Genomic DNA, 13,513 nt, shown 5'->3' with positions numbered 1-13,513 from the left:
TCACTTCCTTATTTTGCATCATACCAAGTTGACCCGTATGAATAATCAACCTTTAGCGGAACAGCAAGTTCAATCGCATGTTCCATTACTTCTGGGACAAGCTTTTCAAGTTTTTCTATTTCCTCTTTTGGCACTTCAAAGATTAATTCATCGTGTACTTGTAGAAGAAGACGCGCTTGCAATCCTTCTTCTTCTAAACGATCTGCCATAACAATCATTGCTTTTTTAATAATATCAGCGGCACTACCTTGAATTGGCGTATTCATTGCCGTACGCTCAGCAAAACTACGCAAATTAAAATTTCTACTTGTAATTTCTGGAATATAGCGACGGCGATTTAATAAAGTAGAAACATATCCCTTTTGTTTCGCTTCTTGGACAATTTCATCCATATACTCTTTTACACCAGGGAAGCTAGCAAAATACTTCTCGATAAACTCTCCTGCTGCTTTCCGTGTAATTCCTAAGTTTTGTGAAAGTCCGTAATCGCTAATGCCGTACACAATACCAAAGTTTACTGCTTTTGCTTGTCGTCTCATATTTGATGTTACTTCATCTTTTCCAACACCAAAGACATCCATTGCTGTCTTTGTATGAATATCCATATCATGCTGAAACGCTTCTACTAATCCTTTATCCTTTGCAATATGTGCCAGTACACGCAATTCGATTTGTGAATAATCAGCCGCATACATGACCCAGCCTTCTTGTGAAGGAATAAAAGCCTCGCGAATCTTTCTTCCTTCCTCTAAACGAATCGGGATATTTTGTAAATTTGGTTCTGTAGAACTTAAGCGCCCCGTTTGTGTTAATACTTGATTAAAACGAGTATGAATTTTAGATGACTCATCATGAACAACTTTTAGTAGACCTTCAATATACGTTGAGTTCAATTTACCAAGTTGACGATAATGTAAAATCTTTGGAATGATTTCATGATGATCCATCAGCTTGTCTAGTACATCAGCTGATGTAGAATATCCTGTCTTCGTCTTTTTAATCACCGGTAAATTCAGTTTCTCAAACAGAACAACACCGAGCTGCTTTGGCGAATTAATATTAAATTCTGTACCAGCAAGCTCATAAATTTCTTGCTCCATTTCCTTTAGTCTACCAGCAAGTTCATCTCCCATATTACGCAAGCGCTCTGTATCAACTTTCACACCTTTTACTTCCATGTCAGCTAAGACGCGCGCTAGCGGCATTTCAAGATTTGTGAACAGTTCATATTGTTCATTTTTCTCTAATTCATCTATAAATGTTTGTTTTACATCGTATAAGACATGTACTTTGCGAGCTACATGTTCCGCAACAATTTCCTGCGCCGGAACAGCACGTTTTGCTCCCTTACCATACACTTCTTCATCCGATTTCACCGCATGCGTTTCTTTCATTTTCGCTACCGTACGAAAATCTTTATCTGTATCAGCTGGATCAAGTAAATACGCAGCGATTAATAAATCAAAATCAATCCCTCTAATTTCTACATCTTTCCATTTAAGCGCTACAATGGCACGTTTGGCATCAAATGTATACTTTCTCATTTCTTCATCTTTCAGCCACTTTATGAATGCCTCAGACGCAAGAGCTACATCCGTTGGGATGAAATAACAACCATTGTCATTTTGAATACCAAATCCTTGAATGTCTGCTTTATGATAATTCTCTTCTTGCACTTCTACAATGATTGCACTATCTCGCTGCAGCATCTCTTCTGTTACTTCTTCAGCAATTTCAAATGAAATCTCATCTAATTCAGCTGGAGCAGTTTCTTCAGAAGGTGCCCCAAGCTTATTTAATAAAGACGTAAACCCTAGATTTTCAAAAAGAGGAATAACGTCGACTGCCTCATATCCTTTATATTCAATATCATCTATATGCACGGTAATAGGTGCATCCGTAATAATTGTCGCAAGTTCTTTACTCATAAATGCTTGCTCTTTATGTGTCTCTAATTTTTCTTTTAACTTCTTACCGCTCACTTGATCTAGATGTTCATATACAGCTTCCACTGTCCCAAATTGCGTTAACAGTTTAATCGCTGTTTTCTCTCCAACACCTGGGACCCCAGGAATGTTATCTGATTGGTCTCCCATTAGACCTTTCATATCAATAATTTGCTTTGGTGATAAGTTATACTTTTCAAAGAGTGTCTCTTTTGTATACTCGTCCACTTCTGTAATTCCTTTACGCGGAATACATACACGTGTATGATCAGAAATGAGTTGAAGTAAATCTTTATCTCCTGAAATTACTTTTACCTGTGCCCCTTGTTCACTTGCTTCTTTCGCTAACGTCCCCATAATATCATCAGCCTCGTAGTCTTCTAATTCATAACGAGGTACATGAAAAGCATCTAACAATTCGCGAATGAAGGGGAATTGCTCTGAAAGTTCAGGTGGCGTTTTTTGACGTCCTCCCTTATAGTCACTAAATGTCTTATGGCGGAATGTTGTCTTCCCAGCATCAAATGCCACAAGCATATGCGTAGGCTTTTCTTCTTCCAATATCCTCATAAGCATCATTGTAAAACCATAAATTGCGTTCGTATGTATCCCCTTATCGTTATTTAAAAGCGGTAGTGCGAAAAAAGCACGATACGCGATATTATTTCCATCAACTAATACAACTTTTTTTTCCAAATTTGAAACCTCCCCATACAAAATTGAACTGTTCTTTCCTATATAAAAAAACCGTTCTTTCCTTCTCTCTATATTAACACGACTAAGAGAGAGAAGAAAAATAACGGTTTTCCTTATTACATAAAAATATAATATCTCACAGAAAAGGGAAGTGACGAGAACAGAGCATCTATTCTCGTCCCAATTTACTACTCCTTGGATGAAGGGGTTTTCATGTATTATATTAACAGGTCTTTATTAATCTTTAATGAAGCTATTGTTAATATAATGTAAATATCCCTCAACCAAAGTCTAGAGATTTACTTTTGGTAAAGCTACCGTAAACATTGTCCCTTCTCCTATTTTACTTTCTACAGTAATCATTCCGTGATGAGCTTCAACTAAATGTTTAACAATAGATAGTCCAAGCCCTGTTCCACCTGTATTTCGGCTTCGTGCCTTATCTACACGATAAAAACGTTCAAAGATTCGTGGGATTTCTTCTTTACTAATCCCAATTCCCGTATCAGCTACTTTCACATATGCATTCTGTTTGTCCTCAAATAACGAAACAGAAACGGTCCCACCAACAGGCGTATATATAATTGCATTATGAATTAAATTAATAAAGATTTGCTTCAAGCGGCTGGAATCTCCAATAACAGACACATGCTGCATAGTATCTATCTGTAACATAATCTCTTTATCTTGCGCCTTTTTATCTAACACCATTTTTATATCTTCCAGCAAGTCCTTTATATCCACATTTCCCATATTTAATTTAAAACCTTGTTGCTCGATTTTCGATAAATCTAACAAATCTTCAATCAAGTCTTGCATACGTTCACTTTCTTTTAAAATAATATGTAAAAAATGCTCACAAAATTTTCGATTCTCCATCGCTCCGTCAAGCAACGTTTCTGAAAATCCTTTAATAGAAGTAATTGGTGTTTTCAACTCATGAGAAACGTTCGCTAAAAAGTCTTTTCGCATTTGCTCAAGTTTCTTTAATTCGGTTATATCATGAAATACAAGTACAATCCCTTTCCACTCATGATTCGTCCCAATAATAGGCGCGCCGTATACTTCAAAATGCTTTCGTTCAATATCAAGCGGCAACAGCACTTGTTTGCGCACTTTCACTTCTGTCATAAAAATCTCTTCTACAAGTTCAATAATCTCAGTGTGATGAAACGATTCATAATATAAACGATCTAAATATTCTTCATCTGTAACATGAAAAATCTCTTTATACGAACGGTTTACAAGACTAATATATCCTCGGCTGTCAATTAAAATCATACCGCTCCCCATATTTTCAATAAGCGTATGCAAGCGATCTTGCTGCATTTCTTGCTCTAACGTCATCTCTTGTAAATTACGGGCTAAAATATTAATTGCCTTACTTAACATTCCTGTTTCATCAGAATGATTCTCATACGCTCTTGCCTTATAATTCCCCTTAGCCAACTCAATGGCTACCTTTGTAACAGATTCTATCGGGCGAATATACTGTCCAGTAATTTTCATTCCAAGAAAAACAACTACAAGACAAGCAATTACAAATCCAACAATTAATAGTCCCCATGTTTTTTGATGAACATCCTTTAAAGGTTCGATTATACTTTTCACAAGAATATAACCTTGCTTTCCTTGCGTATCTTGTACAAATACAGCATGGTAAAATACATTGCTCTGCTTTGATTCTTTTGTAATGACCTTACTTTTTTGGCCGGCTGTTTCAGAAGCAAGCTCCTCTATCATTTTTTGATCAAACACCGGCTTATCGCTCTTACTATATTGAACCTTTTTCGCTTCATCAATAAGGAGGATAGAAATCGGTATTTGTTCTTCTAATTCGGTAAAAACATTCTGTTCATGTAAAACCTTATCAATACCTAACTCTTCTACTAATAAAGCAACATACCTTGTTTCCTTTATCGTTCTCTCTTTCGTGTGCTCGATATAATAATTCTCAAACAATGTCTCTAACAGTACACCGAGTCCCACTAAAATAAAAATAATAAGCGAAACAAATGTAAAAAGAAGCCTGGAGCGAAATTTATTCATCTCCTTTTGGCTCCTCTAATTTATAACCTAATCCTCGAATTGTCTTAATATACGTTGGTTTTTTTGTATTGTGTTCTATTTTATCTCGCAGATGACTAATATGAACATCAACAATTCTCGTATCACCAGCGAAATCATAATTCCATACCGCGCTTAATAATTGATCGCGGGTTAATACCCGCCCTTTATTCCTCGCAAGATAAACAAGTAATTCAAACTCTTTCGGAGTAAGTTCTAACTTTTCTCCTCTGAAATATGCCTCATAAAATTCTGGTAAAATCTTTAGTTCAGAAATCATAATGCTATTTTCATCTGGCACTTCTGGAGTTTGTTCCTCTTGCAGCTTTGTTCGGCGTAAAATGGCCTTCACTCGCGCAACAACTTCCCTCGGGCTAAACGGCTTCGTCATATAATCATCTGCCCCAAGTTCAAGCCCTAGTACTTTATCAAATTCATCATCTTTTGCAGTTAGCATAAGAATAGGTGTCATAACGCGCTGCAAACGTAATTCTTTACATACTTCCATTCCATCCATCTTTGGAAGCATTAAATCTAATATAATCAAATCTGGACGCTCTGTTGTCGCCTTTTGAAACGCAACTTCACCATCCATTGCTGTGATCACTTCAAAACCAGCCTGCTGTAAATTAAACTCAATTAAAGTTAAGATAAACTCTTCATCATCAACAACTAAAATTCGATTGCTCATTCTCTTCCTCCAAGTAATAGACTTGAAACCTTCTTCATCCTAGTATTTTCCCCACTATTCTCATCATACTAGAAAACAAAGCCCCTCTCAATAGAATTGTCCATTCGGAAAACCTTATCGTTACAAAGTTGAAACGATAAACTAAAAAACAGCATGCCACCGTTCCTATCAAATGAAGGAACAAACATATGCTATTTTCATTCTTTTTTGAAATTGGTGTAGTTCTCTCATTTGAAAATGGTTAAGAGAAGGCTGTTCTACTTGGAGACATCATTTTATGCTTATACCGTACCATGCTATATTTCAATTATGTTCCAGTTTTGAACGTGTATATGCAAATGATGAAGGCATATTTACTATGAGGATAAGATCCATTAGAAACCCCCGATTGGTGAGGGCTCATAATGAAGGAGACTTGACCATTTGACTTACCTACCTTAAAATGAAACTATTATATATCGTTTAATTAAAATATATTGTTAAAAGAGGTACTTTTGTAATGAATCAAAAAAAATGGATATTATCTAGTATGGCCTTCTTATTTGTCGCTACATTTGTGATTGGATTTTCTAACTGGGACACATTACACTCCTTCTTATCTGATTTTGGAGAAGGATTTGCCGCAGGATTTTTTAACTAAATGACTGCTATATGATTATACGAAAAAAGTAGTGCTAGTCCAGTGGAGCAGCACTACTTTTTTTCTGTCAAACTGATTTAACGTGTTTAGAAGTTATCTAATGTTTTTTCTAACATGGACACCGATTGGTAAGGAGGCGTTACTGTTAATCTTCCTTTCACAACCACTTCTTCACTTTCATCATAAGCAAATACACGCATATCAATTGTATGTTCTTCTTGAGAAACCTCAATCACTTCAAAATGAATTTCTAATGTTTCATAATGATGAACTGGTTTGACAAACATAAGATCCTTCCTAACAACATGACTTCCTGGACCTGGTAAATATTTTGTAACTGCTGTTGTAACCATTCCTGTTAACATCATGCTCGGTACAATCGGCTTTTCATATGGAGTTTGGGATGCATAATCATGCTGAATATATAACGGATTCGCGTCATTTGTTAAACCTAAATACAATAACAAATCTTTATCTTCTATTTTCTCAGTAATAGATAACTTCTCTCCTACTGCTATTTCATCTATTCGACGACCAATTTGAACTTTTTTCTTTAACATGTCACATTCCCCCTCCGATTTTCACCTTATTATCCTACTAAAAGCGATTTTTATTCGAAGCGTTGCAATAACGAAGGCAATGTCTGTTACAATTCTATCGTTCTACTATAGGACATAACGATTGATAGCGCTTTCAAATTATTTCAAAAAAACAATCTACTAAATAGCGGAAAAAGATTCGGAACCCGAATCTTTTTCCTAGCACATATTTAACTTAAGAAAGAATTTTCATAACGTTACGCACAGATTCAACTGAACGATCTAATGCCGTTTTTTCTTCTTTGCGAAGTTCCAACTCAATCACTTTTTCAATACCGTTACCGCCTAAAATTACTGGTACACCTAGGTAAAGATCACGATAACCATATTCCCCTTCAAGATATGCAATAGCTGGTAACACGCGGCGTTGGTCTTTCAGGATTGCTTCCGCCATCTCAACGAGAGAAGCAGCCGGTGCATAATATGCACTACCATTTCCTAATAGATTTACAATTTCACCGCCACCTTTACGTGTACGTTCCACAATTGCATCTAAACGCTCTTTCGAAATGAGTGTTTCTAGCGGTATACCACCTGCATACGAGTAGCGAACGAGCGGTACCATATCATCACCGTGACCACCAAGAACAAATCCAGTAATATCCTTAACAGAAAGGTTCAATTCTTGTGCGATAAATGTACGGAAACGAGCTGTATCTAATACACCAGATTGACCAATAACGCGTTCTTTCGGGAATCCCGCTTCTTTAAATACAGAATATGTCATTGCATCAACTGGATTTGTTAACACAATAATAATTGTGTCTGGTGAGTATTTTACAATTTCTTTTGTCACACTTTTCATAATTTTAGAGTTTGTTGCTACTAAATCATCGCGGCTCATACCTGGTTTACGTGCGATTCCTGCTGTAATAATTACAACGTCAGAATCAGCAGTATCTGCGTAATCAGATGTACCGATAATGTTAGCATCAAAACCTTGGACAGGGCTTGCCTCTAACATATCTAACGCTTTCCCTTTTGTTGGATTTTCAAGCTGTGGAATATCCACTAGTACAACATCTGCAAGCTCTTTTTGAGCTAATAAAAACGCCGTTGTTGCTCCTGTAAATCCCGCACCGATGACTGATACTTTTTTGCGTTTGATTGTCATACGTTCACCCCCGCTTTTATTACGCGTTTTTAATTGCCGCTACGTCCATATTGTTAATAAGAGCATCAGCAAATTCAGAACATTTCACTTCAGTTGCACCATCCATTAGACGTGCGAAGTCATATGTTACCACTTTTGAAGCAATTGTTTTTTCCACTGCCCCAGTTACTAATTTTGCAGCTTCATTCCACCCTAAATGTTCTAACAATAATACTCCTGAAAGAAGAACAGAAGATGGGTTTACTTTATCTAAACCTGCATATTTCGGAGCTGTACCATGTGTAGCTTCGAAAATTGCATGTCCAGTCACATAGTTAATATTTGCACCTGGAGCAATACCAATGCCACCTACTTGAGCTGCAAGCGCATCAGAGATATAGTCACCATTTAAGTTCATTGTTGCCACAACATCAAATTCACGTGGACGTGTTAAAATTTGTTGTAAGAAGATATCTGCAATGGAATCTTTTACGATGATTTTACCAGCTGCTTCAGCTTCTGCCATCGCCTTATTCGCTGCATCTTTACCATCTTTTTCAACAATGCGATCGTATTCTGCCCATGTAAATACTTTATCACCAAACTCTTGTTCAGCAACTTCATAACCCCAATTTTTGAAAGCACCTTCTGTAAATTTCATAATATTCCCTTTATGAACTAATGTAACAGAAGAACGTTTTTCATTAATTGCGTATTGAATCGCAGCACGAACAAGACGCTTTGTCCCTTCTTCTGAAATTGGTTTAATACCAATTCCTGATGTTTCTGGGAAGCGGATTTTATTTACACCCATTGTATCTTTTAAGAAAGCAAGAACTTTTTCTGCTTCTGGAGATCCTTTTGCATATTCAATACCAGCATAAATGTCTTCTGTATTTTCACGGAAAATAACCATATCAGTATCTTCCGGGCGTTTTACAGGTGAAGGAACACCTTCAAAATAACGAACCGGACGTAAACATACATATAAATCTAACTCTTGACGAAGCGCCACGTTTAGAGAACGAATTCCACCACCAACAGGAGTTGTAAGCGGACCTTTAATCGCAATTAAATACTCACGAATTGCATTTAAAGTTTCCTCTGGTAACCATTCACCCGTTTGGTTGAATGCTTTTTCCCCTGCAAGCACTTCTTTCCAAATAATTTTCTTCTCGCCATTGTAAGCTTTCTCTACAGCCGCTTCTAATACACGAGATGCAGCTGCCCAAATATCCGGTCCAATTCCATCCCCTTCGATGAAAGGGATAATTGGATTGTTCGGTACATTCATAACACCATTTGTTACAGTAATTTTTTCTCCTGTCGTCACTGTGATAACCCCCATGTTTGAAATTTCATATGTATGAGACTGAGGGAATAACCCTCAGTTCAAACCGTTAGTTAAATTAAAATATTCCAATCATTACTTCTTTCCTAAAAAGTCAGACTTTTAAAAGTGTATTTCTACTATCGAAATAGTGCTTTTTACTTAGCGTTGTGCTAGCGGAACGTATCTTTGATGCGTCGGTCCACTATATTCAGCACGCGGGCGAATTAAACGGTTATTTTCATATTGTTCTAAAATATGAGCTAACCAGCCTGACATACGGCTAATCGCAAAGATTGGTGTAAATAAATCATGGTCAATTCCTAAACAATGGTATACAGAAGCAGAGTAGAAATCGACATTTGGCGGAAGAGCTTTTTCTCTTGTTACAATATCTTCTATTTTCACAGACATATTATACCATTTCTCTTCTCCTAAAAGCACGCATAATCTCTTAGACATTTCACGTAAATGTTTTGCACGTGGATCACCATGTTCATATACGCGATGACCAAATCCCATAATCTTCACTTTATTTTGAAGCGCATTATGAATATAGGATTCTACATTTTCTTCTTCACCAATTTCTTTTAACATCTTCATTACATTTTCATTTGCCCCGCCATGAAGAGGCCCTTTTAGCGCACCAATCGCTGCTGTAATACCAGAATATACATCTGAAAGTGTAGCAACACAAACGCGCGCTGTAAATGTAGAAGCGTTTAATTCATGATCTGCATGAAGTACAAGCGCCTTGTCAAAAGCCTCAATTTCAACTTCATTCGGTTCACGATTATTTAGCATGTATAAGAAGTTTGCTGCTAATGATAGATCTTTTCTTGGTTCGATAACCTCTAATCCTTTACGAATTCTTGCGTATGCTGCGACAATTGTTCCGACTTGAGCCTGTAATTTAACCGCTTTCAAACGATTGGACTGTTCATCCATGATTTCAGCGCTCTCATCATATAATGCTAACATGGAAATCGCTGTTCGTAAAACTGACATCGGATGCGCAATCTTTAAATCTACTTGCTTTAAATATGTGAAAATCTCATTTGGAACTTCCGAATACTTGGATAAAGTTTCCTTGAATTCCGCTAATTCAGCTTCGTTAGGCAGTCTGCGATTCCATAATAAGTATACGACTTCTTCAAATGTAGCATTTTCTGCTAAATCATCAATATTATACCCAACATATGTTAATGTATCATCAATAATTGAGCTCACAGATGATGTTGTTGCTACTACCCCTTCTAAACCTCGAATAACAGTCATGACACTCTCTCCTTTTCCTAAAAATTCTCCCAACCTTGTATCCACTTGCACTCCTTCTAAATTATGAACGCCCGTTCACTCTTTAGGCAAGCAAAATGCACGATCATGCAATTTGTTGTGATATCCCCATCATGTAAGTTCTATTGCCTTATTTGTCTAAAGCATGAGCGTGAGTTTCTCCCCGACTCCTCACACTTAGAACTACAGATGGTGAGGAAAACTAGTTTCGAAGAGTTTATGATAAAAACAACATAAAACAATATTACTAAAAATTGTTTTATGTTGTTTTTATTTTATCTGGTGTAAGTCTTTGTTGTTATGTAACCTTTTTAAGTTTCTATCTTTATTATAAACAATTATCTGACTTTTGTGAATGGAAAGAATTCAAAAAATTTATATTACTATAAAATTTTTCATTTAAACATCTGTATAATGTTCATGACTGCATAGGCAATTCCAGCTCCGATTAACGGTCCTACAGCTACCCCATTAAATAGAGCAACCGCAATAATAGTCCCAAATACAAGCGCAGTTGTAATATGCGGATCGTTCGTTAACAACTGCAAACCGCCCTTTGCCAATAGTGCAACCGCTATTCCTGAAGCTAACGCAATCCATGCATAATAAGATTTCGTCGCTTCACTCAGTTGCTTAAAACCAATTTCACCTGTCGCAATTGGAACAAGAACCGCTATCGTAATGACTGTTACTCCTAGATTAATCCCTTTCGTTTGTAAATAAGGTAGAATTTTATCTCCCAAAAACGTCCACTTTAATACAAATAGCACACAAATGGCTACAATTAATGATTGATTTTTAGCAATTAACCCAATAATAAGCAGTATGAATAAAAATAACGTTGATTGACTAATCATGATTGCACTTCCTTTCTGAAAATAATGAACCTGTTTCCAAACAAAAATACTGTTAAACATATCGTTATACCAGATATAAAGTCTTCATCCATTACTTTCTATAAAAATAAGTACTGTATGGACGATACAAATAAATTACATACAATTTTTGCGATTTGAAAACTTAAACCAGAATGAAGAATAGTATACAGCCATAAAACAGATTCCTTTTCTTTCTTTTCTGAAAAGAAACAGGTAAAATAAAAAGAAAATAAAGTGAGGTTCTTACCATGTAAACATAACTTTTCTGTTTGGTTAATCCGCATCATCAAGCTTTTACGAGAGGATGGTTTTGCCGTTTTAGGTGTATCCTAACACTCGCAAATAGCAGGATAAATCCATCATTCCACTATAACACAATACACTTTGGAATGGGAGGTAAACATCTTTGAATCGTAACTCACTATACATCTTATTACGACTGATCTTAGTCATCATGATAACAATAATCGGGTTTTATGTTCTCATCTATATTTCAGGACTCATATACCCATTTATTATCGCTCTAGCATTTGCTTATTTAATTAATCCAGTCGTAAATTTTCTGAACCAAAACCTACACTTTCCTCGTGCATTATCGGTGCTCGTCAGCTTAATTCTCGTTTTCGGTGCCATCGTTGGACTCGTCACATACCTTGTGACAGAAGTTATTTCTGCCACAACTTATTTATTGCAAATTGTTACCGACAAATTTCCGACTATCGTTCAATATGCACAACAATTTGCACTCAACAATATTATGCCTCTCTACGACGATTTAATTTCTAAATTTAATCATCTTGGAGAATCTCAGCAACATACCATTACACAAAACATTCAAAATCTAGGCACGGAAGCTACAAAACAAATGAAAGATTTGTTAACTGCTATTATTAGTGGATTAACAAACTTTATTAGTGCACTTCCAACTACGTTAACTGTGCTTGTTTTTGTTCTCTTAGCAACTTTCTTTATTAGCTTCGATTGGCATAGACTTGCTCATAAAACAAGACATTTTCTTCCAAATCGGGTACACGGATACGGAAAGACCATTTTTGTAGATTTAAGAAAAGCATCATTTGGATTTGTGAAAGCACAACTTACCCTCGTATCGATGACAACGATTATTGTATTGGTTGGTTTATTAATTTTACGAGTACCATACGCAATCACAATCGCATTAATAACTGGTATTGTAGACTTGCTTCCTTATTTAGGAACAGGAGCTGTCTTTGTTCCTTGGGTTATATATGTCTTTTTTACAGGAGATACAGCCTTTGCAATCGGCTTACTCATTTTATATATCGTCGTAATTGTCCAAAGACAAATTATGGAGCCAAAAGTCTTATCATCAAATATTGGACTTGATCCTCTTCCAACACTTGTCGCTTTATTCGTTGGATTTAAGCTCTATGGTTTTTTAGGGTTAATTGTCGGTCCAGTCACATTAGTACTCTTAAATACATTGCATAAAGCACATGTCTTCCATGATTTATGGAAATTTATTAAAGGGACTCCCTTAAAATAATACCATTCATATGTAACACTTTTATTCGAAACAAAAAAATAAGGGATTAGTCATCTATCACGACTAATCCCTTATTTTTTTGCATATAATATCATAATTGAGGGCAGTTTTGTATTTTTATTCTATTTTCAGTATTTTTATCATTACCTTTTCTTCCTTTTTCTACAAATGAATAAATATACAATTTATGATTCGACAAAAAATAACCCGTAGAGCATTCCTCGTTCTACGGGTTATTTTTGTACAATAATAGTTGTGTTTCTTCTTAATTTCCACTCTAGCCATCTCATTACTATCGGCTTCCATATCTTTCGCGTCACTGGCATGATGAACACAAAACCAATTACATCTGTTACATATCCAGGCACTAACAAAAGCACTCCACCTATAAGAATAAAAATCCCATCTAATACAGCATCTCCTGGCATCTCTCCTCGGTCTACTCTAAGCCTAATTTCCCTAAGTACCCTAAAGCCTTGTTGCTTCGCTAAATAAGCTCCTAACGCAGCTGTAACAATAATCATAGCAAACGTTGGCCATATACCAATTAGATGACTTGAACCAATCAAAACCGTCACTTCAAGAGCTGGTATCAAAATAAATAAAACGAGAAGCCATTTCATTTTTCTATCACTCCTTTCAACTGTCCCTAGCAAGCTGCACAATCTTTCAGAAGAACGAATCCCCATATCCCTAATCCCTTCTCTGGTAAGGGCTCATAATCAGTAAGAGCGGAAGAAACTCCCTTACTA

General features: G+C 36.2%; 11 protein-coding genes. 2 read left to right on the top strand and 9 right to left on the bottom strand.

What is annotated here, in order from left to right:
• Nucleotides 1-8 precede the first annotated feature (8 nt).
• From polA to MR058_RS20200, 3 genes are all read right to left on the bottom strand, one after another.
• Nucleotides 9-2,642: a DNA polymerase I gene (polA, locus tag MR058_RS20210; protein ID WP_242145540.1), complete on the bottom strand. Its 2,634-nt coding sequence runs from the start codon at nt 2,640-2,642 to the stop codon at nt 9-11.
• A gap of 291 nt (nt 2,643-2,933) precedes the next feature.
• The gene (gene pnpS, locus MR058_RS20205) at nt 2,934-4,691 is read right to left on the bottom strand and encodes a two-component system histidine kinase PnpS (protein WP_242145539.1); all 1,758 of its coding nucleotides are present in this window, start codon (nt 4,689-4,691) and stop codon (nt 2,934-2,936) included.
• Nucleotides 4,684-5,400, bottom strand: coding sequence for a response regulator transcription factor (locus MR058_RS20200; RefSeq protein ID WP_242145538.1), 717 nt, complete (start codon nt 5,398-5,400; stop codon nt 4,684-4,686). Before MR058_RS20200 ends, pnpS begins: the two co-directional genes overlap by 8 nt.
• Before the next feature lie 499 nt (nt 5,401-5,899).
• Between MR058_RS20200 and MR058_RS20195 the strand changes: the two genes are divergently transcribed.
• Nucleotides 5,900-6,040, top strand: a complete 141-nt coding sequence (locus MR058_RS20195) for a hypothetical protein (protein ID WP_242145537.1) — start codon at nt 5,900-5,902, stop codon at nt 6,038-6,040.
• 86 nt (nt 6,041-6,126) lie between these two features.
• Here MR058_RS20195 and MR058_RS20190 read toward each other — a convergent pair whose 3' ends face one another.
• The 5 genes from MR058_RS20190 to MR058_RS20170 form a co-directional block, all read right to left on the bottom strand.
• Nucleotides 6,127-6,600 carry a MaoC/PaaZ C-terminal domain-containing protein gene (locus MR058_RS20190; protein WP_242145536.1) on the bottom strand — a complete coding sequence of 158 codons (474 nt, stop codon included), beginning with the start codon at nt 6,598-6,600 and terminating at the stop codon, nt 6,127-6,129.
• Between the two features lie 214 nt (nt 6,601-6,814).
• A complete protein-coding gene (gene mdh / locus MR058_RS20185; protein WP_242145535.1) occupies nt 6,815-7,753 on the bottom strand; it encodes a malate dehydrogenase in 939 nt (312 codons plus the stop codon).
• Between the two features lie 19 nt (nt 7,754-7,772).
• A complete protein-coding gene (gene icd / locus MR058_RS20180; protein WP_242145534.1) occupies nt 7,773-9,065 on the bottom strand; it encodes an NADP-dependent isocitrate dehydrogenase in 1,293 nt (430 codons plus the stop codon).
• A gap of 159 nt (nt 9,066-9,224) precedes the next feature.
• A complete protein-coding gene (gene citZ, locus MR058_RS20175) occupies nt 9,225-10,373 on the bottom strand; it encodes a citrate synthase (protein ID WP_242145562.1) in 1,149 nt (382 codons plus the stop codon).
• Nucleotides 10,374-10,753: 380 nt separating this feature from the next.
• Nucleotides 10,754-11,215 carry a DUF441 domain-containing protein gene (locus MR058_RS20170; RefSeq protein ID WP_242145561.1) on the bottom strand — a complete coding sequence of 154 codons (462 nt, stop codon included), beginning with the start codon at nt 11,213-11,215 and terminating at the stop codon, nt 10,754-10,756.
• Nucleotides 11,216-11,642: 427 nt separating this feature from the next.
• Here MR058_RS20170 and ytvI point away from each other — a divergent pair, with 427 nt between their 5' ends.
• Nucleotides 11,643-12,761 carry a sporulation integral membrane protein YtvI gene (gene ytvI, locus MR058_RS20165; RefSeq protein WP_242145533.1) on the top strand — a complete coding sequence of 373 codons (1,119 nt, stop codon included), beginning with the start codon at nt 11,643-11,645 and terminating at the stop codon, nt 12,759-12,761.
• Between the two features lie 233 nt (nt 12,762-12,994).
• On the opposite strand, the gene MR058_RS20160 is transcribed toward ytvI, so the two are convergent.
• The gene (locus tag MR058_RS20160) at nt 12,995-13,384 is read right to left on the bottom strand and encodes an FxsA family protein (RefSeq protein ID WP_242145532.1); all 390 of its coding nucleotides are present in this window, start codon (nt 13,382-13,384) and stop codon (nt 12,995-12,997) included.
• Nucleotides 13,385-13,513: the final 129 nt, after the last annotated feature.

The organism is Bacillus cereus group sp. BfR-BA-01430 (genome assembly GCF_022663115.1).
Taxonomy (GTDB): Bacteria; Bacillota; Bacilli; order Bacillales; family Bacillaceae_G; genus Bacillus_A; species Bacillus_A cereus_BD.
Note: the sequence above shows the minus strand (reverse complement) of the source record. Positions and strands in the feature narration are given on the sequence as shown.